Genomic DNA, 21,435 nt, shown 5'->3' on the forward strand with positions numbered 1-21,435 from the left:
TTTGACGATGCCTGCGAGTGTTTAGACCTTTACTTGAGGGGCGGGCGACCTGGCGGGAGGCGTCGTCACGCCTGGATGAGCTTGACCGGTTGCTGAGTGACGCCGATATGGCCTGGGATCCCGCCGAACTCGAGCGATCGAACAGTTGGGCTCGCGTCCGTCAGCTCGCTGCCGCCAGCCAGAGGTCGATCGACCCGGTTCTGGTCAAACCGACCACGACGGGGCGCTCAGGGCTACCAGGACGCGGCGGAGGGCGGTTAGGCGGCCGGGACTTACGCCGCCTCGGGCGACCAGTTGGTCCAGCTCGCATTCCGGGTCGGTGGGCGGGCCGAGGTGGCCGCAGCCGCGCGGGCAGTCGTCCACCGCTGATGCCAGGTCGGCGAATGCGGTGACCACGTCGGTGGCGCTCACGTGGGCCAGGCCGAAGGAGCGTACGCCGGGGGTGTCCACGATCCAGCCGGCCTCGGCCGACGACGGGTCGAGCGGCAGAGCCACCGCGGAGGATGACGTGTGCCGGCCCTTGCCCACCCCGGAGACGACACCGACCGCCCGGAAGGCGTCCGGCACCAGCGCGTTCACCAGGGTGGACTTGCCCACCCCCGAGTGGCCGAGCATCGCGGACACCCGGCCGTCCAGTACCGAGCGGAGCGCCGAAGGCGGCTGGTCGTGCCGGGTGACCAGGACCGGCAGGTCCAGCTCGGCCCAGGGTTCGGCCACGCTCTCGGCCGGAGCCAGGTCGGCCTTGGTCAGGCACAGCACCGGGGTGAGGCCGCCGGCGTACGCGGCGACCAGCGCGCGGTCCACGAAGCCGACGCTCGGCTGTGGCGAGGCCAGCGCCACCACGATGATGAGCTGCTCGGCGTTGGCCACCACCAGCCGCTCGTAGGGGTCGTCGTCATCGGCGGTGCGGCGCAGCACGCTGGACCGCTCGGCCACCCGGACGATCCGGGCCAGCGCGCCGGGCTCGCCGCTGACGTCGCCGACCAGGTCCACCTGGTCGCCGACCACGATCGGGGTGCGGCCCAGCTCCCGCGCGCGCATGGCCACCACGTGCTGGGACGGTGCGGCGCCGTCCGGCACGCAGGTCCAGCGGCCCCGGTCCACCGCCACGACCATGGCCGGCGCGGCGTCGGCGTGGTCGGGGCGGCGCTTTGTACGCGGTCGGGTGCCGCGCCCGGGGCGGACCCGGACGTCGGACTCGTCGTACTCGCGCGGACTCATCCCAGCCTCACGAGTCGCCCAGAAGCTCCCGCCAGCGGGCCGGGAAGTCCGGGATGGTCTTGTCCGTGCTGCCGATGTCGTCCACCGCCACCCCGGGCACCCGCAGCCCGACCAGCGCGCCGGCGGTGGCCATCCGGTGGTCGGCGTAGGCCCGCCACGGCCGGTCGGCCGGCGCGCGCAGCGGCACCGGGGTGATCGCCAGGCCGTCCTCGGTCTCGGCCGCCGAACCGCCCAGCGCGGTCAGCTCGGCGGCCAGCGCGGCCAGCCGGTCGGTCTCGTGCCCGCGCAGGTGCGCCACCCCGCGCAGCACCGAAGGCCCGGTGGCGAACGCGGCCAGCGCGGCCACGGTGGGGGTCAGCTCGCCGACGTCGTGCAGGTCCACGTCCACGCCGGCCAGCTCGGCCGGCCCGGTCACCGTCAGACCGTCCGGCCCGGGGGACACCGAGGCGCCGAACGAGGCCAGGATGTCCAGGATGGCCACGCCGGGCTGGCGGGACTCCGCCGGCCAGCCGGCCACGGTGACCCGGCCACCGGTCAGCGCCGCCGCCGCGAGGAACACCGAGGCGTTGGACAGGTCCGGCTCGATCGCCCAGTCCCGCGCGGCGATCGGCCCGGGGGACACCCGCCAGCTGTTCGGCTCCGTGTCATCCACCTCCACGCCGGCGGTGCGCAGCATGTCCACCGTCATCTCGATGTGCGGCAGCGAGGGGACCGGTTTCCCGTCGTGCCGCACCAGGACGCCCTTGTCGTAGCGCGCCCCGGACAGCAGCAGCCCGGACACGAACTGGGACGACCCGGAGGCGTCCAGCACCACCTCGCCGCCCGGCAGCCCGCCGGTGCCGTGCAGGGTGAACGGCAGCGCCTCCCCCTCCACCCCGGCGCCCAGGGCACGCAGGGCGTCCAGGACCGGCCCCATCGGCCGTTCCCGGGCGCGCGGGTCGCCGTCGAACCGCACCGGGCCGTCGGCCAGCGCGGCGGCCGGCGGGGCGAACCGCATCACCGTGCCGGCCAGGCCGCAGTCCACCGTGGAACCGCCGCGCAGCCCGTCGTGCGGGCCGATGGCCAGCACCTCGCCCGCTTGGCCGGACACCGGCACACCCAGCGCGGACAGTGCGCCGAGCATGAGCGCGGTGTCCCGGGTGGCCGGTGCGCCGCTCACCGCGCAGCGCCCGCCGGACAGCGCGGCGAGCAGCAGCGCCCGGTTGGTCTGGGACTTGGAACCGGCAACCTGGACCCGGCCGTTGACCGGCCGGCACACGGTGGGCGCCACCCAAGGCGCGGCAGAGGCGGACATGAGGCCCATGATTCCGTACCGCCGCCGGATCCGGGCTACGTGGGAGCCATGTGGGAGCATCGATATATGTGCGGCCGGTATGCCTCGACGAAATCGGCGACGGACATCGCCGACGAGTTCCGCGCGGTGGATGCCACCGGCGGCGATGACCCGGGTCCGGACTACAACGTCGCGCCGACCAAACCGATGCTCGCGGTGGTGCAGCGGCACCCGCGCGACGAGGAGGGCACTCCCGACCCGGACCGCACGGAGCGCAGCGTGCGGGTGATGCGCTGGGGCCTGGTGCCCTCCTGGGCCAAGGACCCCTCGGTCGGCTCGCGCATGATCAACGCCCGGTCGGAGACGGCCACCGAGAAGCCCGCGTACCGCCGCGCCATGCAGTCCCGCCGCTGCCTGATCCCCGCCGAGGGCTGGTACGAGTGGCGCCGCGAAGGGTCGGCCAAGCAGCCGTACTTCATCACCGGCGGCGACGGCGCCTCACTGGCCATGGCCGGCGTGTGGGAGTTCTGGCGCGCGGCGAACGGCGAGGGCGACCCCCTGATCACCGCCGCCGTGCTGACCACCGACGCGGTCGGCGAGCTGATCAACGTGCACGAGCGGATGCCGCTGCTCATCGCGCCGGAGAACTGGGAGGCCTGGCTGGACCCGGACACCGGCGCCGACGATGAGCGGGTGGCCGCGATGCTCCGCCCGCCCGCGCCGGAGCGGGTTGCCCGGATGGAGCTGCGCCCGGTGTCGAACCTGGTGAACAACGTCCGCAACGAGGGTCCCGAGCTGCTCAGGCGCACCGAAGAGGTCGAACCCATCCTCGCGTTAGAACTGGGCAAATGACCGCCCGGGAGATCGACACGCCGCACGGCCCGGCCAGGGTGGCCCTGCACTGCGCGCCGGAGGGCCGGGCCGGGCTGCTGCTCGGGCACGGCGCGGGTGGCGGCCTGGCCGCGCCCGACCTGGTGGCGGCGGCACAGGCGGCGAAGCGGGCCGGGGTGCACGTGGCGTTGGTCGAGCAGCCGTACCGGGTGGCCGGGCGGCGTGCGCCGGCCCCGGCGCACCAGCTGGACGCGGCCTGGTTGGCGGTCGCCGACGAGCTCGGCCAGGGAGTGCTGGAGGGGTTGCCGCTGGTCTTCGGCGGGCGGTCGTCCGGTGCGCGGGTGGCCTGCCGGACGGCGGACGAGGGCGGTGCGATGGCGGTGCTCTGCCTGGCCTTCCCGGTGCACCCGCCGGGTAAGCCGGAAAAGGACCGGCTGCCGGAGCTGGCCGGGGTGAAGGTCCCGGTGCTGGTGGTGCAGGGGGAACGGGACCCGTTCGGCCGGCCGGACCCGGCGCCGCATCGGGACGTGGTTCTCCAGCCGGGGGACCATTCGCTCAAGGGCGACCTGGACGGCCTGGCTCGCTCGGTGGGCGAGTGGCTGGAGCGGGTGCTGCGCCCCGCCGACTGAAGCAAGTTTCCCGCACGCGCCTAGCTGGGCACGTGCTCGGGCCCAGCGCCTTCGGCGCTGGTTAGCGCTGCGCCGGCTGGGCCTGCATCACGGAGGGCTCCTCGGCGGTCACGGTGAACGACGAGATCATCTCGGTGAGCACGTGCTCGTCCACGTCGGCCCGCTCGGTCAGGCAGCTGCCGACCAGCGCATACACGCTGCGTACCCCGGTCGGGGAGCGATCCGGACCCTCGGTGGTCACGGCCAGCTGACGGACCATCCGGCCCTCCAGCATGATGTCGGTGCGCCGGGCCGCGCTGGGCAGCTGGTCCTCGGTCTCCGCGCCGTCGACGCCGATCGCCACGATGTCGGTCGCGCCGGCGCCGAGCAGCGCCTCCTCGGCCAGTTCGCCGAGCTCCTTGTCGGCCGGCACCCGCTCGCCGAAGACGACCAGGTTCACCCGGAACTCGTCCCGGGGCGGGGCCAGGAAGGCGATGAGACCACCGGTCGGCTCTATGGCCGACCAGTCCGACGGCACGTCGATGCGGAATGCGCCAATGCCCGGCGAGATGGAGTTCGGCCATCCCACGTTCTGCATTGACCCGTTTGGAGCTGTCACCGTCATCACATCAGCCTAATGCCGTGTGAACTCGAAACTGCACCAACACCCTAAGTCCTCCCCCGACCGCTATCGAACGTAACACTACCGGGCGACAAACGGATCTTTCCTACCCACCGTAACGAGATCAACGGGGCCGCGCCCGCCGGCCGGTGGTGTTCGCCCAACGGTGTGAAATTGGCCTGCCCGTCGTACCGGAAGCAACGACGCACGTCAACCGCTCCCCGATTCACCTGCGCCGACCCGTTCGGTCACCGCCCCGAACGGTTAACTAGCAGTGATTGTTGCCACCCTGGCACCAGTCAGGCGGATGAGGTCCGCCGGGGCCAGCTCCACCTCGAGGCCACGCCGGCCGCCGCTGCAGAACACGGTGTCGAAACCGTTGGCGCTGGCGTCCAGCACGATCGGCAGCCGGCGTTTCTGGCCCAGCGGGGAGATGCCGCCCGCCACGTAGCCGGTGGCCCGTTCGGCGCCGCGCACCTCGGCCATCCTGGCCCGCTTGCCGCCGACGGCCGAGGCCAGCGCCTTGAGGTCCAGCGTGTCGGTCACGGGGAGTACGCCCACGGCGAGCGCGCCGTCCACCTCGGCGACCAGCGTCTTGAACACCCGGCGCGGGTCGAGGCCGAGTGCCTCGGCCGCCTCCGGCCCGTACGCCTGGCCGGCCCGGTGCGGGTAGTTGTGCAGTTGGTAGGACACCCGCTGGGCGTCCAGCAGCGCGGTGGCCGGGGTCTTGCCTGCCATGTGGTGCACCTTACGGAGTGGGAATGTCCCGTCGGCCGGGGGCGTTCCACCGCCCGTGGGACACGCATGCCTTACCGCCGTGACCGAACCGACCGTGTCGGGGCCGGAAGAGTCGATGACCGAGCTGTTCGCCGCCGGCACCACGTCCGCGCCCGGCAAAAATCGTCGGACCCGGGGCGTATCCTCTTCGCGAGTCGGCAAGCCGGCCGACCGGCACGGAGGGAACTTGGTGGCAACAGAGAGCGAGGCGGTGGCGTCGGCCACGCCTTCCGAGCTGGACACCGCGCTCGAACCGGCCACGCCCGAACCAGCGGAGCCGGAAGCCGCCACCCCCCAGGACGAGGCCGCCCTGGCCAGTCGGTTCGAGCGGGACGCCATGCCGCTGCTCGACCAGCTGTACGGTGCCGCCCTGCGCATGACGCGCAACCCCGCCGACGCCGAGGACCTGGTGCAGGAGACCTATCTGAAGGCGTACGCCGCCTTCGGTTCGTTCCGCGCGGGCACCAACCTGAAGGCCTGGCTGTACCGCATCCTCACCAACACCTACATCAACGGCTACCGCAAGCGGCAGCGGCAGCCCAGCCAGTACCCCACCGACGAGATCACCGACTGGCAGCTCGCGCAGGCCGGCGAGCACAGCTCGACCGGGCTGCGTTCGGCCGAGGTGGAAGCCCTGGACCGGCTGCCGGACAGCGACGTGAAGGCGGCGCTGCAGGAGCTGCCCGAGGACTTCCGCATGGCGGTCTACCTGGCCGATGTCGAGGGTTTCGCCTACAAGGAGATCGCTGACATCATGGGTACCCCGATCGGTACCGTGATGTCGCGCCTGCACCGCGGCCGGCGCCAGCTGCGGGACCTGCTGACCGACACCGCGCGTGACCGTGGTTTCCTGCGTGGCCAGGAGGTGGCCAGGTGAGCTGCGGAGACGAGCACGAGACCCATTGCAACGAGGTGCTCGCGGAGGTATGGCTCTTCCTCGACCGGGAGTGCGACCAGGCGCGCCGTGAGCTGCTGGCCAAGCATCTGGACGAGTGCAACCCGTGCCTGGCCGAGTACGGCCTCGAGGAGAAGCTGAAGAAGCTGCTGGCCCGCAAGTGCGGCGGCGAGCAGGCGCCGAACACCCTGCGGGCCCGGTTGAGGGACCAGATCCGCTCGGCCATGGCCGAGCAGGCGCAGGTCACCGTGGAAGAGGCCGAGGTGCGGATCGAGCACCGGGGCGGCCACGCCAGCATCGAGGTGCGCAGCACCCGGATCGAACGCCGGCTCTAGCGCGAACGCGCTTGCCGAGCACGCGCCCAGTTCGGCGCGTGCGGGAGGCAGAGACCGCCCCGGTCACGCGTCGTACGTCAGGCGTTGGGGCGCTTGCCGTGGTTCGCGCCGTTGCTCTTGCGGGAGCGCCGCTTGCGGGCCCTGCGGGACATGGTCTCGCCTCACTTTCCAACTAGGTGCTCAGCCGAGTCTGCCATGCGTGGTTGGATGTCCCTCGACAGCGGGTGATGGGAGAGGGTTTGTCAACGCTGACCGAGCTGGTCGCGGCGCACACCAAGCTCTCCGGGCAAGAGGTCGACCACCTGCAGCGGGTGGTCGCCGAGTGGCAGATGTTGGCCGACCTGTCGTTCGCCGACTTCATGCTGTGGATTCCACTGCCGGAAGAGGACACGGCCGCGCCGGCCGAGGAGACCCGTTTCCTCTGCGTGGCCCAGGCGCGGCCGACCACCGCCCCCACCGCGCACCCCGAGGACGCCGTCGGCTCCATCGTGACCGAGCCGGAACACGCGCCGCTGCGCCGTGCGGTGGCCGACCGGCGGATCTGCCGGGAGGAGGAGCCGCGCTGGCACCAGGGCATTCCGGTGCGCCGGGAGACGATCCCGGTATATCGCGACTCGCGCGTGGTCGCGGTGCTCTCCCGGGACACCAACCTGGCCGTGGCCCGGGTGCCCAGCCCGTTGGAGATCGCCTACCTCGGCGGCGCCGCCGACCTGTGCCAGATGATCGCCGACGGCACCTTCCCCTCGCCGGACTCCACGGCCGACACCCAGACCAACCCCAGGGTGGGCGACGGGCTGATCCGCCTGGACACCGGTGGCCGGGTGGTCTTCGCCAGCCCGAACGCGCTGTCCGCCTACCACCGGATGGGCCACGCCGCCGACCTGGTCGGCGCGGTGCTGAGCAACGTGACCCGGCCGCTGGCCCGCGACCCGTTCGACGCCAGCGAGGTGGTCAAGCGGATCAAGGCCGCGCTGGACGGCAAGCCCTCGCTGCGCATGGAGCTGGAGGCGGGCGGGGCGGCGATGCTGCTGCGCGCGCTACCGCTGCGCCCGCGTGGGGCACCGGCCGGCGCGTTGGTGCTGGTCCGGGACGTGACCGAGGTGAAGCGCCGGGACCGCGCGCTGATCACCAAGGACGCCACGATCCGGGAGATCCATCACCGGGTGAAGAACAACCTGCAGACGGTGGCCGCGCTGCTGCGGCTGCAGTCCCGGCGCACCCCCAACGAGGAGGCGCGCAAGGCACTCGGCGAGTCGATGCGCCGGGTGACCTCGATCGCCCTGGTGCACGAGACCCTGTCGCTTTCCGTCGACGAACGGTTGGACCTGGACGAGGTGGTGGACCGGGTCATCCCGATGATGACCGACGTGGCGATCACCGAGTCCAAGGTCACGGTGCGCCGCGAAGGCACCTTCGGCGTGATCAACAGCGCGCTGGCCACCCCGTTGGTGCTGGTGCTGACCGAGCTGGTGCACAACGCCATCTCGCACGCCTTCGCGCCGGGCGCGCGCGGCGAGGTGGTCCTGCTGGCGAACCGCTCGGCCGGCTGGCTGGAGGTCACCGTGCTGGACGACGGCCGGGGCCTGCCCAAGGGCTTCTCGCTGGAGCGGTCCAAGGGGTTGGGCCTGCAGATCGTGCGCACGCTGGTGGAGTCCGAGCTGGACGCCTCGTTGAGCATGCGTCCGCGCGCGCCGATCGGCACCGAAGCGGTGCTCCGCGTGCCGTTGCTGCGCAACTGACGTTCTTCAGACAGACCGCGAGCCCGGAACCGTTGAACGGTCCGGGCTCGCGGACGGGGAGCGCGTTTGGGGCTTGGTCCCTTTTCGGGTATCCCTCAGGCTCCCGTACGTGCCCGAGTGCGAGCGTTGCGGCGCTTCAGCGCACGACGCTCGTCTTCGCTCATACCGCCCCAGACACCGGCATCCTGGCCGCTCTCCAGCGCCCAGGTCAGGCACTCGGTGTTCACCGGGCAGCGCCGACAGACGGTCTTGGCCTCGGCGACCTGCAGAAGTGCGGGCCCGGACGTCCCCACGGGGAAGAAAAGCTCCGGGTCCTCGTCACGGCAGCTCGCGCGGTGGCGCCAGTCCATGATTGCTTTGCTCCTTGCTTCCGCGCGCCGGGCGGGTTGTTGCCCGGCACACCTCATCGCGGTTGGTCTGCGGTCATATCGCTTGTGAATTCTTTCACGAGCGACGGGTCTATTCAAGGATTCTGGGACAGCCGGGTGAGAGCTTCCTCACCCACACACCGTAATCGGGGTAGCGGCTGTTTACTCCGCGTCACCGACTACGCTGAACGACTGACCGAACCCGCCGGCCCCACCGGGTTCTCCGCGCTATACGCGGTTCCCCCGAGTTCCGGGCCGACCGTGCCAGAGGATTGCTCCTCAGCGGCCGTGCTGGCTTCGAGAACAACGTTGAACGATCACGGGCAACTATGCGAGCCCCAACGGGATCGACGGTTCAGCTCGGTCGGTGAATGGCGGAAAAAGGGCTGGCTACGTCCGATGGTCGCACCGGCAACCGCGACGAGCCGCGGTTCTCACACGACGACGCGCAGTGCTGAGGGAACTGAGAGGAACTCCACCTCGCGGCGTTCTCCCAGGTAATCGCCGTCCACCTGGAGCGCCACGGGGGTCTCGCTGCTCACTCGAATGAGTGGCAATTCGTCGTGACGTACCACGTTCGGGCCGTTTGGATCACCTTGTTTGCGCAATATCTCGCGTATTACCGGCAACACGGTGCCCATGGCGAGACTGCGCAACCCGAACAGCGCCAGGCCGTCCGTCGCGCCGCTGCCGGGGTTGGTGCGCACCGGGCGGGAGCCCAGGTACGTCCACGGATCGGTGTTGCAGACCATCGCCAGCCGCAGGTCGGTCTCGGTCAACCGACCGGGCACCTCGACGGTGAGCACGTTCGGGTGGCGACGCTGCCGTAAGTAGTGGCGCAGCGCGGTGCGGGCGTACCGGACCGGGCTGGCCTCGTGTCCGCGCGCCCTGGCCCGTTCCACCGAGGCGACCACGTCGGCGTCCCAGCCCATGCCCGCGTTGAAGGTGAACCACCGGTCGTCCGCCCGCCCGAGGCGCACCGTCCGGCAGCTGCGCTCGGCCAGCGCGCGCAGGACCGCCGAGGTGGCCTCCATCGGGTCGGGCGGCAGGCCGAGCGCCCGGGCAAACACGTTCGCCGAACCGCCGGGCACCACGGCCAGCAGCGGGAGTTCGGTCGGCGGGGGCAACACGCCGGATTCGGCGGCGGCCTCCAGCATGCCGTTGACCACCTCGTTGACCGTGCCGTCCCCGCCGTGCGCGATGAGCAGCTCCACGCCGGCGCGCACGGCGGCGGCGGTGGCCTCGGCGGCGTGTCCCCGGTACTGGGTCTGCAGCACGTCCAGTTTCAGCTCGCTGGCCAGTGCCCGGGCCAGCACGTCGCGCCCGGCGGGGGTGGTCGACGTCGCCTGGGGGTTGACCACGAGCAGGGCGCGCACGAGGGAAGGGTAACCAAAGCGGGTGAACGCGTCCCGCGCCCGGCCGGGCGATAACCTCGCGGGCGTGACTCAACCGCCCGCCGAACGGCCACCGAGTTCCGGTGCCCGACCGCCGTGGCCGGTGCGCGCGGCCGCCGTGCTGGTCGGCCTGCAGGGCCTGCTGGGCGTGGGGTTCGCCGGGTACCTGGTGGTCCGGGCCTCCTCGGCCAGCCTGCCGTTGGGGCCGCTGCTGGGTGAGGCGGGCATGTTCGCGCTGTGCGGGGCCGCGTTGCTGTGGGTGGCCGTGGGCCTGCTGCGCGGCCTGTTCTGGGCGCGCACTCCGGCGATCGTCACGCAGCTTCTGCTGCTGCCGGTGGCCTACACGCTGCTGGTGCCGTCCGGCCAGGTGCCGCTCGGCGCGGCAACCGCCGTCGTGGTGCTGGCCGCGCTGGGGTTGCTGATGTCCCCGCCGGCCCGCGAGTGGGCGGCCGATCTGGACGAAACCCGCCGGGGTTAGGCCTAGCCCACTCGGCGCAGGGCGGGCCAGATGACCGCCCAGGGCACGCGGCGGTCCCGGCACAGCCAGATCGGCCGGCCCTGTTCCTCGTTGTCCAGGCCGATCCCGTTGTCGACCCGGCCGGCCGGCCGCACCGAGCCGAACCACTCGCGCAGCCGCGTCTCGTCCACGCCGACCGCGACCACCGTGCGGGCCGACTCCGGGGGTGGGCCCCACGAGTAGTAGGCGTTGTGCCCGCTGTAGGCGGGCGGCAGCGCCGACGGGTCCCGGTCCCGGAAAAGGTCGATGGCCCCGGCCTGGCCGTAGTTGCGGGTCAGCGCCACCGTTTCGGCCTGCTCCGGCGGCGGGATTGCTCGGTAGGCGGCCGAGACGGCGGCGGTGAACTCCGGCCAGCCGATGGACTCCGCCGAGATCGGCTGGATGGCGACGATCGGCGTGCCGGGCAGCAGCCGGGCGGGTAGCACCGGCAGCATCAGCACCGCCGTGATCGCGGCGCTGAACGCCAGCGCGCCGGCCAGCAACCCTCGCCGGAGCCTCGCCGCGCGCGGCCCGGCGGCCCGCGCCACCCAGCGCAGCGTGGGCTGCGCGCCGGCGGCCAGCAGCAGCGGGTACATGCCGGCCAGGTAGTACGGCTTGCCCCCCGCGGCCAGCAGCAACACCGCGAGCAGCGGAAAGGCCACCGCGAACGAGCGCAGCGCCGGCTCGCGGTGAAGCGCCCGCCAGCCGGCCAGCCAGATGGGCACCAGCAGGGGGGAGAACAGCACCAGCTGGAAGGGCAGGAACAGCCAGCGGCCCACGCTGCCGCCGTTGCCCACGGTGGCGATGGAGTCGGCCATGGTCAGCTGCGGCCACCCGTTGGCGGCCTGCCAGGCCAGGTGCGGCGCCCAGATCAGCAGCGCCACCCCGGCGCCCAGCCACGGCCAGCGGCCGCGCAGCGCGCTCCTCGGCCCCACCGCGAGCAGGCCTAGTGCCACGGCGGCGGGCAGCGCGATGATCAGTGCCTTGTTCTGCAGGCCCAGACCGGCCACCGCGCCGGCGGCCAGCCAGACCGGCCCGCCGTCTCGGACCGCCCGCACCAGCAGCAGGCTCAGCGCGGTCCAGGCCAGCAGGTCGAAGGTGCTGGTGGAGACGACGTGCCCGGTGGCGATGGGGAACGCGGAGACCGCCACGGCGCCGGCCGCCAGCGCCCGGCCGCCGCGTCCGGCGCCCAACTGGCCGGCCAGCGCCCCGGTCAGCAGCACGGTCAGCGCCGCGGCCAGTGCGGCGGGCAGCCGGAAGCCGACCAGCCAGTCACCGAACAGCTGGTAGCCGGCCCCGGCGATCAGCGGGGTGAGCGGTGGCTGGTCCACGTAGCCCAGCGCCGGGTGCAACCCGGCCCGCAGGTAGTAGAACTCGTCCCGGTGCCAGCCGTAGCCGCCGGCGAACGCGACCAGCACCGCGCCGGTGGCCAGCGCGATCAGCCGGGTCATACCGGTCACACCGGTCACACCGGGAACTCGCCGGCCAGCGCGCGGGGCAGCACCGGCTCCAGGATGCGCAGCGTGAGCCCCCAGATGGTGTAGCCGCCGACCCGGCGCACCGGCACCTCGCCCCGGAACTGGGGAACCGCGATGCGCTGGCGGCCCACGGTGGCCGGGTCGGCCACCTCGGCGACCGCGAAGTCCAGCACCTCGGCCACCTCGCTCTGCTGCGGCCGCCAGCGCTCCGGCACCCCGTGCAGCCGGCCGATGAACGGCCAGACCAGGTAGCCGGTGCTGTAGGTCTGGGTGACCGGGAGCTCCTCGAGCACGTCGATCGGCTCCTCGGCCGGCAGGCCCAGCTCCTCGCGGGTCTCCCGGAGCGCGGTGTCCCGCATGCTGGGGTCGGAGGGCTCCTGGTTGCCGCCGGGCAGCGCGATCTGTCCGGCGTGCCGGCCGCGCGGGGTCCGCTGGATCAGGATCAGCCTGGGCTCGCCCGCCGGGCCTCGGTATAACGGCAGCAGCACCGCCGCCCGGCGCAGTCCGGTCACCGGGCCATTATCAGCGGAGCAGCTCCAAAAGGGAGGGGTGGGCCTTCCGGTAGGCGTCCACCAGGTCGCGGGCCACGGCGGCCGAGTCGACCAGGGGGTGCTGCGCGAAGGCCCGCCGGGCCAGGGCCGCCGAACCGGTCAGCGCGGCCTCGATGGTGTCCCGCTCCACCGCCTTGACCTGTTGCAGCAGGCCCAGCATCCCGCCGGGCAGGGGGCCGGTGGCCAGCGGCGTGATGCCGTGCGGGCCGACCGCGCACGGGATCTCCACCACGGCGTCGGCCGGCAGCCCGCCCAGCGCGCCGCCGCCCCGCACATTGAGGATCAACACCCGGGCCGGGCCGGCCCCGGAGAGGGCTTCCATCAGGCGCAGCGCGACCTCCTGGTAGCCGCCGATGGCGATGTCCTCGGCGGCGCGCTCCTCCGCCTCGCCCCGGCCCTCGGCCATGTAGCTGGCGTCCCGCTCGGCCCGCGTGGCCTCCCAGCGGGCCAGCGCGCCGGCCGGGTCGGCGGCCACCGAGGCGTAGAACCGTTCCTGCTGTTCGGCCAGGTACTCACTGCGGGTGCTGGCCGCGCCCCGGATCGCCCGCACGGCCTCCCGGTTCCGGTAGTAGTAGTAGAGGTACTCGTTGGGCAGCGCGCCGAGGTCGCGCACCCAGTCCGGGCCGATCAGGCGCGCCTCCTCGATGCCGGCCAGCGCGGCGTCGTCGGCGAGCAGCTCGGGCAGCCGGTCGGTGCCGTCCACCCGCAGCCCGCGCAGCCAGCCCAGGTGGTTCAGCCCCACGTAGTCGGCGTGGGCCACCCCCTCCGGGATGTCCAGTGCGGCGCAGGCCCGCCGGATCAGGCCGACCGGCGAGTCGCAGATGCCCACCACCCGGTCGCCCAGCACCCGGCGCATCGCCTCGGTGATCATTCCGGCCGGGTTGGTGAAGTTGATCGTCCACGCGCGCGGCGCCACGGCGGCGATCCGCTCGGCGATCCGGACGGCCACCGGAACCGTGCGCAGGCCGTAGGCGATGCCGCCGGCCCCGGTGGTCTCCTGGCCGAGCACCCCGTGGGCCAGCGCCACCCGTTCGTCCAGCGTGCGCCCGACCAGTCCGTCCACCCGGATCGCGGCGAACACGAAGCGCGCGTCGGCCAGCGCGTCGTCCAGGTCGGTGGTGGTGCGCACGGCGGGACCGGGCAACCGCGCCACCACCGCCCGGATCGCGGCCAGCCGCCCCGGGGCCACGTCGTGCAGCGCGACCTCGGTGATCGGGGAACCGGCCAGGGCGCGGTAGACCAGGGGGACGCGGAAGCCGCCGCCGCCCAGGATGGTGAGCTTCATGCCAGCGCGATCGCGGTGCCGGCCCGCGCGCACGCGGCCAGGGTGAGCGGGTCGGCTCCCTCGTTGGTGACGATCACGTCCACGTCCTGGGGGCCGCACACCGGGAGCAGGCCGGTGCCGGGGAACTTGGTGCGGTCGGCGAGCACCGCGGTGTGCTCCGCGCAGGCGATCATCGCGCGCTTCACCGGCACCTCGACCACGGTGGAGTCCATCACCCGGCCGTCCCGCCGGATGCCGCTGGTGCCCAGGAAGAGGCGGTGCGCGCGCACCTCACGCAGCGCCTGCTCGGTCAGCATGCCGACCATGGACAGGTAGTTGCGGCGCAGGATCCCGCCGAGCACGAGCAGCTCCACCGACTGGTCGTCGCGCAGCTCGTCCACCACGGCCAGGCTGCTGGTGATCACCGTGATGCGCCGCCCGCGCAGGTACCGGGCCAGCATCGCGGTGGTGGTGCCGATGTCCAGCAGCACCACCTCGCCGTCGGCGACCAGCTCGGCCGCGCGCCGGGCCACGCGCTCCTTGTCGTCCGCCGCCACCGTCGCGACCTGGGCGAACGGCACCGGGTCGTCCAGGTCGCCGTTCGGCAGGGTCACCCCGCCGCGCACCCGCCGGAGCATCCCCTCGGCGTCCAGGCACTGCAGGTCGCGGCGGATGGTGGACGGGCTCACCCCGAGGTTGTCGGCGAGCGCCTGTACCGACACCACGCCCGAGGACCGCACCAGGCGGACGATCTCCCCATGGCGGATGGCCGCTAGCACGGGGCCAACATAGCGCACGATCGAGCAACTTCGCGCAGAAGTGAGCAGAAAATGTTGCCATTCGCGCGGTGCACGCGGCAGTATCCGGACGTGAGGGGAAGGAGCGCGACGGTGGCCGGCGCGGTGCAGCGGGAAACCGATTCCAGCCCGGAGCTCGACCCGGGGACGCCGCACGAGACGGTCTGGTGGGACCCGCTCGCCCATCTTCGCGGCCCGGGCCGGCCGGAGGTCGACGTGTTCATGTCCGGCACGGTCTTCCTGGACATCATCTTCACCGGGCTGCCCACCCCGCCGACCCCGGGCACCGAGGTGTGGGCGGCCGGCATGGCCTCCTGCCCGGGCGGGATCGCCAACCTGGCCGTGGCGGCATCCCGCCTGGGCCTGCGCACCACCCTGGCCGCCGGTTTCAGCGACGACGTGTACGGCGACTTCTGCTGGGAGACCCTGGCCGAGCAGGAACGGGTGGATCTTTCCCGGTCCCGGCGCTTCGACCAATGGCACTCCCCGGTGACCGTGTCCATGGCGATCGACCGGGACCGGAGCATGGTCACCCACGGGCACGAGCTGCCGATCAGCCCCGACGAGCTGGTGGGCACCCCGCCGCCCTGCCGCGCGGTGATCACCAGCATCGGCGAGGGCGGCCTGGAGCCGGTGCTGCCCGAGTGGGCCGCGCGCGCCCGCCGGGACGGCGCGCTGGTGTTCGCCGACGCCGGCTGGGACCCGACCGGTGCCTGGGACCGGGCCATGCTCGGCTCGCTGGCCGGCTGCGACGCGTTCATGCCGAACGCGGTGGAGGCGATGAGCTACACCCGCACCGACTCGCCCGCCGCCGCCCTGCACGCGCTGGCCGACCACGTGCCGCTGGCCGTGGTGACCTGCGGCGGGGACGGCGCCATCGCCGTCGACGCGACCACCGGCGAGGAGGCGGCCGTGCCCGCGCTGCCGGTCAACGCGCTGGACCCGACCGGGGCCGGCGACGTGTTCGGCGCCGGCCTGGTGCTGGGCACCATCGCCGGCTGGCCGCTGCGCCACCGGCTGCTGTTCGCCGGGGTGTCGGCCGGGTTGGCGGTGCACGAGTTCGGCGGCTCGCTGGCCGCGCCCGGCTGGGGCGACATCGGCGACTGGTGGCAGCGGGTGGCGATGGAAGCCGCCCACGGCAGCCGCGCCGCCGCCGAGCTGCGCTGCCGTTACGGTTTCCTGAACGATCTGGTGCCGCGCACGCACGTGTGCGGGGTGCGGCGGGCGGCCGCGACCATCGCCCGCCGGTCGGACCTGACCCGCCCCGACCCGCCCAACCGACCCGACCCGCCCCAGCGGCCTTGACCCCGAGGAGGGCAACGATGCCCAAACGCCTGGTTACCGTGCTGGCGGGGCTGTGCGCCCTGCTGGTGGCCGCCTGCGCACCCGGTGCGCAGAACGCCCAACGGCCGGCGCAGGACGCCGACCGGCCGGTGCGCACGGACGTCGCGGCGCTCGGCCCGGTCACCCTCACCGTGTGGGACCAGGAGGTCCGGGGCGGGCAGAACGAGCAGATGCAGCGCCTGAACGACGCCTTCCAGCGCCGCTACCCGAATGTCACGATCAAGCGTGAGTCCCGCTCGTTCGAGGACCTGTCCACCACGCTGCGCCTGGCCATCAGCGGCAACGAGGCCCCGGACGTGGTGCAGGCCAACAACGGGCGGGCCGAGATGGGCGCCTTCGTGGCGGCCAACCAGCTGCTCTCCCTGGAACCGTGGGCCAAGGCGTACGGCTGGAACGAGCGGTTCCCGGCCTCGGTGAAGCGCTACTCCAGCTACACCGCGGACGGGAAGAAGTTCGGCGAGGGCAACCTGTACGGGCTGCCGCAGGTGGGCGAGGTCGTCGGCATCTACTACAACCAGGCCGAGCTGGACCGGCTGGGCATCGCCGCGCCCCGCACCTGGGCCGACTTCGAGGCCGCGCTGGCCAAGGCCAAGGCGGCCGGCGCGGTGCCGCTGCAGCTGGGCAACGTGGAGAAGTGGCCGGCGCTGCACGTGCTGGGCACCGTGCAGGACCAGCTGGTGCCGGCCGAGCAGATCGGCGCGCTGGCGTTCGGCCGGTCCGGCGCGTCCTGGACCACCCCGGAGAACCTGGCTGCCGCCCGGAAGGTCGCCGACTGGGCGCGTTCCGGTTACTTCAATCAAGGGGTGAATGGAACAGACAACAACCAGGCCTGGCAGGCGTTCTCCCGGGGCGAGGCGGTGTTTATGATCGGCGGCAGCTGGCTGGCCGCCGACCTGGCCCCGGCGATGGGGCCGAAGGTGCGGTTCATCGCGCCCCCGCCGCCGGCCGGCCGGGCGGTCGCGGCCACCGGCGGCACCGGGCTGCCGTTCGCCATCACCGCCGGTAGCAAGCAGCCCGACGCGGCCGCCGCCTACCTGGACTTCGTGACCAACCCGGACGCCATGAAGGTGCTCACCGAGACCGGCAACCTGCCGGTGGTGAACACCGCCGCGCAGACCCCGCCGGCCGGGCTTTCGCACGATGTGTTCGCGGCGTTCGCGCAGGTCACCGCGCCGAACGCGGCGCTGCTGCCGTACCTGGACTACGCCACGCCGACCATGTCGGACACCATGGGCGCCGCGCTGCAGGACCTGCTCGGCGGCGCCAGGACACCGGAACAGTTCCTGGACGCGGTGCAGGCCGACTACTCCGCCTTCGTCACCAAGAATGGTTGACCGGAAGACCCGGCTGGGGCATTCGCCGTGGCTGCCGCTGGCCTACCTGCTGCCGGCGTTCGTGGTGTACGCGACGTTCCTGCTGTTCCCGCTGGGGCGGGCGGTGCAGCTGTCGCTGTACGACTGGGACGGGCTGACGCTGGCCACCTTCGTCGGCCTGGACAACTACGCCGAGGTGGTCACCGACGAGAAGCTGCGCGCGTCGTTCGGGCACGCGCTGGTGCTGATCGTGTTCTTCGCCGGCCTGCCCACCGCGATCGGGCTGGTCCTGGCCGCCGTGCTGAACCGGGGGCGGGTGCGCGGGCTGGCGTTCTTCCGCACCGTGGTGTTCCTGCCGCAGGTGATGGCGATGGTGGTGGTCGGGGTGGCCTGGCGGCGGCTGTACGCCCCGGACGGCTCGGTGAACGACCTGCTGCGGGCGCTCGGCCTGGACGGGCTGGCCCGGGCCTGGCTGGGTGACGCGGCGACCGCGCTGCCGGCGGTCGGCCTGGTCGGCACCTGGGTGCAGACCGGCCTGGTCACCGTGCTGATGATGGCCGGGATGAGCCGGATCCCCGGCGAGCTGTACGAGTCGGCGCGCCTGGACGGCGCCGGCCCGGTGCGGGAGTTCTTCGCCATCACGCTGCCCTCGGTGCGGGCCGAGCTGGCCGTGGCGCTGACCCTTACCGTGATCGCCGGCCTGAAGACCTTCGACCTGATCTACATCACCACCAGCGGCGGCCCGGGCAACCGGACCTCGGTGCCCGCGTTCGAGGTGTACTACCGGGCCTTCCGGGCCAACGAGGTCGGCTCGGCGGCCGCCATCGGGGTCACCCTGACCGTGATCATCTTCGCCATCAACCTGGGCATCGCCCGGATCGGCCGGCGGCGGTGATCACGCGGGCGGAACGGGCGGCCAACTACGCGATCCTGCTGGCCTTCGCGCTGTTCGTGCTGTGGCCGCTGGGCACCATCGTGCTGGCCGCGCTCGGGCCACCCGACGTTGGCGGCACCGGCGGCGGCCTGGCCAACTTCCCGGCGGCCTGGCGGGAGGGGCGGTTCGGCACCTCGATGCTGACCAGCGTCGCGGTCACCGGGTTCGTGGTGCTGGTCGGCGGGGTGTTCTCGCTGTTCACCGGCTACGCGTTCGGGACCATGCGGGTGCCGGGCGGCCGGGTGCTGTTCTGGCTGTTCGTGCTGGGCCTGATGGTGCCGGCCGAGGTGATCGTGGTGCCGCTGTACTTCGACCTGCGCACCCTGGGGCTGACCAACACCTTCGGCGCGGTGGCCATGCCCCAGGTGGCGCAGACGGTCGCGTTCGGCACCTTCTGGATGCGCGCCTACTTCGCCGCGCTACCCCGCACGCTGATCGAGGCGGCCCGGCTGGACGGCGCCAACAGCTGGCGGATCCTGTGGTCGGTGCTGGTGCCGGCCGGCCGGCCGGCGATCGTGACCATGGTGGTGCTGACCTTCATGTTCACCTGGAACGAGTTCCTGATTCCGCTGGTCATGGCCACCGACCAGGGCCTGCGCACGGCGCCCCTGGGGCTGGCGCTGTTCCAGGGCCAGCACACCTCGGGTTTCACTTTGCTTGCGGCTGGCGCGGTGATCGTCGCGGCGCCGGTGGTGATCGTGTATCTGTTCCTCCAACGCCATTTCATCAGGGGCATGCTGGACGGCGCGCTCCGCGAGTGACCCAAGGGGGCAGGATGGGCCGGGCCGTCGCGGCGCTCACCGTGCTGACGGGACTCGCCGTGCTCGCGGGGTGTGCCGGGCCGACGCTCGAGCCGCCGCCGGAGGGCACCTCGGCCGGCGAGTCGGTGAAGCTGGACGCGCTGTTCATCGGCGCCCACCCGGACGACGAGGCGAGCCTGCTCTCCACCTTCGGCCAGTGGAAGCAGGCCGGCGCGCGCAACGGCGTGCTCACCATCACCCGGGGCGAGGGCGGCGGAAACGCGGTCGGGCACGAGGAGGGTCCGGCGCTCGGCATGATCCGGGAGGGCGAGGAGCGCGCCGCCGTCGGGCTGGCCGGGGTCGGCGAGGTGCTCAACCTGGACAAGGTGGACTTCTTCTACACCGTCTCCTCGGCGCTCACCGGCCAGGTGTGGGACGAGCGGGACACCCTGGAACGGGTGGTCCGGATCGTCCGGCAGACCCGGCCGAACGTGCTCGTCACCATGGACCCGGCGCCGTCCCCGGGCAACCACGGTAACCACCAGCTGGCCGCCCGCCTGGCCGTCCAGGCCTACTTCGCGGCGGCCGACCCGGCCGCTTTCCCCGAGCAGATCACCGGGGAGGGGCTGAAGCCGTACGCGCCGGCGAAGATCCTGCGCAACGGGCTGGCGGGCTCGGATTCGGCCACCCCCACCGGGCCGGGCTGCGCGTCGGCGGTGATCCCGGCCGGGCCGAACCAGCAGGTGTTCGGGGTCTGGAGCGGGGCCTCCGCGCCGGACGGCCGTACCTGGGCGGCGGTGGAACGGGACGCGCAACGCCGGTACGTCACGCAGGGCTGGGCCGTGCTGCCGGACGTGCCGAGCGACCCGGCGCGGCTGGGCTGTGACTGGTTCACCCAGCTGCACTCCCGGGTGCCGTATCCGGCGCCCGGCACCCCGGCCGCCGCCCTCCCCGCCGCCATCCTCACCGGTACCGGCCCCGACGTGCCCCGAACACCCGGCGCCTGGGTGCCACCGGACCGGACCATCGAGGTCGCCCAGCAGCGGCTCCCGCAGGTGGCCGAGTTCGACCGGTGGGCGGAACGGGCCGGGATGCCCTGGCTGCGCGGATCGGTGCCGCCGGTGCTGACCGTGCCGTCCGGGGGTTCCCGGGAGGTGGCCATGACCGTGACCAACCGCTCCGACGTCGTCCAGTCGGGCACGGTGACGGTGGCGCCGCCGGCCGGGTTCGCGGTGGACGCGCGGGAGAAGCCGTTCGCGGCGATCGCCCCGGGGACGTCCACGGCGGTGCCGTTCACCTTCACCAGCACCGACCCGGCCCTGCCCACCGCGAACCAGGGCGGCGACCACCCCTACCAGGTGAGCGCCCGCACCCAGACCGGCCTGACCGCCGCGGAACGGCCGGCCCTGGAGCTGGTGCCCGCCACGTCGGTGCCCGCGGTGCCGGCCGCGCCGGTGATCGACGGGGTGGCCGCGCCGGGCGAGTACCCGGGCGCACCGCTGGACCTGTCCCGGCGCTGGGAGGGCGACCAGCCGTGTGACGGGCCGGCGGACTGCTCCGGCACCGCCCGCCTTTCCCGCTCCGGCGAGACGCTGAACGTGTTCGCCGAGGTCCACGACTCGGTCCGCGGCGCGGCCCTGGCCGCCGCCGACTGCAAGCGTCACTGGCGCACGGACAGCCTGGAGATCGCCCTCGATCCGTCCGGGACCAGCGAGAACACCGCGACGACGATGAAGCTGGCGGTGCTGCCGTTCACCGCCGGGGGACCGGCCTGCGCGGAGCGGGACGCGGACAACCACCAGGGGCCGGCCTCCCAGACCGCCCCCGGGGTGCGCTTCGCCAGTACGCCGGTGCCCGGCGGCTACACGGTCGAGGTGGCGATCCCGCTGTCCGCGCTGCCCGGGCCGGTGGACCCGGCCCGGCTGGGGCTGAACCTGCTGGTGTACGACTCGGACACGCCGGACCAGACCGGGCAGACCCGGATCGGCTGGTCCACCTGGCCGGGCGTGCAGGGCGACCCCTACCGCTGGGGGGTGGCCGCGCTGCCCGGCTACCAGGCGCCCGGCGGGGCCCGCGCGGCCCGGCCGGTGATCCCGAGCGAGGCGCTGGCCAGCCGGGAGTCCCCTCGGTCGGTGGAGCAGGCGCTGGCGGTGCGGATGCCGCTGTCCGGCGGCCCGAGCACCCCTCCGGGGGCCAGCGGCTGGCTGACCTCGGCCGACAAGGACGACAACGCCGTCGAGGCGCGGTTCGCCAGCTCCGGGCGGGGGGTGCTCTCCGTGCTCCTGCGGGACGCGGACGGCACCGCCGGCAGCGCCACCACCTCGGTGGACGGCCCGGGCGAGCACCGGCTGACCGTGGACCTGCACCGCCCGCTCGCCGCCGATGCCCGCGCCGTCGCCGTCTGGTTGGCCGGCCCGGGCAACCTGGTCTCCCAGGTGGCGCTGGAGCGGTAGGT

At 73.1% G+C, this 21,435-nt stretch carries 22 protein-coding genes; 11 read left to right on the forward strand and 11 right to left on the reverse strand.

The features are described 5' to 3' along the window. Positions 1-204: 204 nt before the first annotated feature. Positions 205-1,221, reverse strand: coding sequence for a ribosome small subunit-dependent GTPase A (gene rsgA, locus ABEB12_RS08625; protein WP_185064386.1), 1,017 nt, complete (start codon positions 1,219-1,221; stop codon positions 205-207). A gap of 7 nt (positions 1,222-1,228) precedes the next feature. Then, the gene (gene aroA, locus ABEB12_RS08630; protein ID WP_185064388.1) at positions 1,229-2,515 is read right to left on the reverse strand and encodes a 3-phosphoshikimate 1-carboxyvinyltransferase; all 1,287 of its coding nucleotides are present in this window, start codon (positions 2,513-2,515) and stop codon (positions 1,229-1,231) included. A 66-nt stretch (positions 2,516-2,581) separates the two neighbouring features. Between aroA and ABEB12_RS08635 the strand changes: the two genes are divergently transcribed. Both ABEB12_RS08635 and ABEB12_RS08640 read left to right on the forward strand, forming a co-directional pair. Continuing rightward, positions 2,582-3,346 carry an SOS response-associated peptidase family protein gene (locus tag ABEB12_RS08635; protein WP_185064390.1) on the forward strand — a complete coding sequence of 255 codons (765 nt, stop codon included), beginning with the start codon at positions 2,582-2,584 and terminating at the stop codon, positions 3,344-3,346. Further along, the gene (locus ABEB12_RS08640; RefSeq protein WP_185064392.1) at positions 3,343-3,954 is read left to right on the forward strand and encodes an alpha/beta family hydrolase; all 612 of its coding nucleotides are present in this window, start codon (positions 3,343-3,345) and stop codon (positions 3,952-3,954) included. Before ABEB12_RS08635 ends, ABEB12_RS08640 begins: the two co-directional genes overlap by 4 nt. A gap of 61 nt (positions 3,955-4,015) precedes the next feature. On the opposite strand, the gene ABEB12_RS08645 is transcribed toward ABEB12_RS08640, so the two are convergent. Further along, positions 4,016-4,531, reverse strand: coding sequence for a hypothetical protein (locus ABEB12_RS08645; protein WP_185064394.1), 516 nt, complete (start codon positions 4,529-4,531; stop codon positions 4,016-4,018). A gap of 288 nt (positions 4,532-4,819) precedes the next feature. After that, entirely contained in the window at positions 4,820-5,293 is a 474-nt protein-coding gene (ybaK, locus tag ABEB12_RS08650) for a Cys-tRNA(Pro) deacylase (protein ID WP_185064396.1), read from the reverse strand. A gap of 229 nt (positions 5,294-5,522) precedes the next feature. Between ybaK and ABEB12_RS08655 the strand changes: the two genes are divergently transcribed. Together ABEB12_RS08655 and rsrA are read left to right on the forward strand one after the other, a co-directional pair. Next, positions 5,523-6,209, forward strand: a complete 687-nt coding sequence (locus ABEB12_RS08655) for a sigma-70 family RNA polymerase sigma factor (RefSeq protein ID WP_425572232.1) — start codon at positions 5,523-5,525, stop codon at positions 6,207-6,209. Then, positions 6,206-6,562: a mycothiol system anti-sigma-R factor gene (rsrA, locus tag ABEB12_RS08660; RefSeq protein ID WP_185064397.1), complete on the forward strand. Its 357-nt coding sequence runs from the start codon at positions 6,206-6,208 to the stop codon at positions 6,560-6,562. The genes ABEB12_RS08655 and rsrA overlap by 4 nt, the downstream gene beginning before the upstream one ends. A gap of 77 nt (positions 6,563-6,639) precedes the next feature. Here the strand turns inward: rsrA and ABEB12_RS42060 are convergent, their stop codons facing one another. Further along, positions 6,640-6,714, reverse strand: coding sequence for a 50S ribosomal protein bL37 (locus ABEB12_RS42060; RefSeq protein ID WP_425415348.1), 75 nt, complete (start codon positions 6,712-6,714; stop codon positions 6,640-6,642). 87 nt (positions 6,715-6,801) lie between these two features. Here ABEB12_RS42060 and ABEB12_RS08665 point away from each other — a divergent pair, with 87 nt between their 5' ends. Beyond that, positions 6,802-8,301, forward strand: a complete 1,500-nt coding sequence (locus ABEB12_RS08665; protein ID WP_185064399.1) for a histidine kinase N-terminal domain-containing protein — start codon at positions 6,802-6,804, stop codon at positions 8,299-8,301. Between the two features lie 95 nt (positions 8,302-8,396). On the opposite strand, the gene ABEB12_RS08670 is transcribed toward ABEB12_RS08665, so the two are convergent. Together ABEB12_RS08670 and ABEB12_RS08675 are read right to left on the reverse strand one after the other, a co-directional pair. Beyond that, complete coding sequence (locus ABEB12_RS08670) at positions 8,397-8,651, reverse strand: WhiB family transcriptional regulator (RefSeq protein ID WP_185064401.1); 255 nt, start codon at positions 8,649-8,651, stop codon at positions 8,397-8,399. Positions 8,652-9,103: 452 nt separating this feature from the next. After that, positions 9,104-10,045, reverse strand: coding sequence for a diacylglycerol kinase family protein (locus ABEB12_RS08675; RefSeq protein WP_185064403.1), 942 nt, complete (start codon positions 10,043-10,045; stop codon positions 9,104-9,106). A gap of 64 nt (positions 10,046-10,109) precedes the next feature. On the opposite strand from ABEB12_RS08675, the gene ABEB12_RS08680 reads away from it, so the two are divergent. Continuing rightward, the gene (locus ABEB12_RS08680) at positions 10,110-10,541 is read left to right on the forward strand and encodes a hypothetical protein (protein ID WP_185064405.1); all 432 of its coding nucleotides are present in this window, start codon (positions 10,110-10,112) and stop codon (positions 10,539-10,541) included. 2 nt (positions 10,542-10,543) lie between these two features. On the opposite strand, the gene ABEB12_RS08685 is transcribed toward ABEB12_RS08680, so the two are convergent. From ABEB12_RS08685 to ABEB12_RS08700, 4 genes are read right to left on the reverse strand one after another with little or no spacing between them, the layout of a single operon-like run. Beyond that, complete coding sequence (locus ABEB12_RS08685; protein ID WP_185064407.1) at positions 10,544-12,010, reverse strand: glycosyltransferase family 39 protein; 1,467 nt, start codon at positions 12,008-12,010, stop codon at positions 10,544-10,546. Positions 12,011-12,024: 14 nt separating this feature from the next. Next, complete coding sequence (locus tag ABEB12_RS08690; protein ID WP_185064409.1) at positions 12,025-12,549, reverse strand: NUDIX domain-containing protein; 525 nt, start codon at positions 12,547-12,549, stop codon at positions 12,025-12,027. Positions 12,550-12,559: 10 nt separating this feature from the next. Next, positions 12,560-13,873 (reverse strand): family 4 glycosyl hydrolase, encoded by a 1,314-nt coding sequence (locus tag ABEB12_RS08695; RefSeq protein WP_185064410.1) that lies wholly within the window; start codon positions 13,871-13,873, stop codon positions 12,560-12,562. Beyond that, on the reverse strand, positions 13,870-14,631 hold the full coding sequence (locus tag ABEB12_RS08700) for a DeoR family transcriptional regulator (protein WP_185064412.1): 762 nt from the start codon (positions 14,629-14,631) through the stop codon (positions 13,870-13,872). Before ABEB12_RS08700 ends, ABEB12_RS08695 begins: the two co-directional genes overlap by 4 nt. 90 nt (positions 14,632-14,721) lie before the next feature. On the opposite strand from ABEB12_RS08700, the gene ABEB12_RS08705 reads away from it, so the two are divergent. From ABEB12_RS08705 to ABEB12_RS08725, 5 genes are read left to right on the forward strand one after another with little or no spacing between them, the layout of a single operon-like run. Further along, positions 14,722-15,954, forward strand: a complete 1,233-nt coding sequence (locus ABEB12_RS08705; RefSeq protein ID WP_425572234.1) for a PfkB family carbohydrate kinase — start codon at positions 14,722-14,724, stop codon at positions 15,952-15,954. 17 nt (positions 15,955-15,971) lie between these two features. Then, positions 15,972-17,327: an extracellular solute-binding protein gene (locus ABEB12_RS08710; protein ID WP_185064415.1), complete on the forward strand. Its 1,356-nt coding sequence runs from the start codon at positions 15,972-15,974 to the stop codon at positions 17,325-17,327. Continuing rightward, entirely contained in the window at positions 17,320-18,201 is an 882-nt protein-coding gene (locus tag ABEB12_RS08715; RefSeq protein ID WP_185064417.1) for an ABC transporter permease subunit, read from the forward strand. Before ABEB12_RS08710 ends, ABEB12_RS08715 begins: the two co-directional genes overlap by 8 nt. Next, positions 18,198-19,001 (forward strand): ABC transporter permease subunit, encoded by an 804-nt coding sequence (locus tag ABEB12_RS08720; protein WP_185064420.1) that lies wholly within the window; start codon positions 18,198-18,200, stop codon positions 18,999-19,001. The genes ABEB12_RS08715 and ABEB12_RS08720 overlap by 4 nt, the downstream gene beginning before the upstream one ends. A 14-nt stretch (positions 19,002-19,015) precedes the next feature. Then, on the forward strand, positions 19,016-21,433 hold the full coding sequence (locus tag ABEB12_RS08725) for a sugar-binding protein (RefSeq protein ID WP_185064422.1): 2,418 nt from the start codon (positions 19,016-19,018) through the stop codon (positions 21,431-21,433). Positions 21,434-21,435: the final 2 nt, after the last annotated feature.

The organism is Actinospineispora eucalypti (genome assembly GCF_039543365.1).
GTDB classification, from domain to species: Bacteria; Actinomycetota; Actinomycetes; order Mycobacteriales; family Pseudonocardiaceae; genus Pseudonocardia; species Pseudonocardia eucalypti.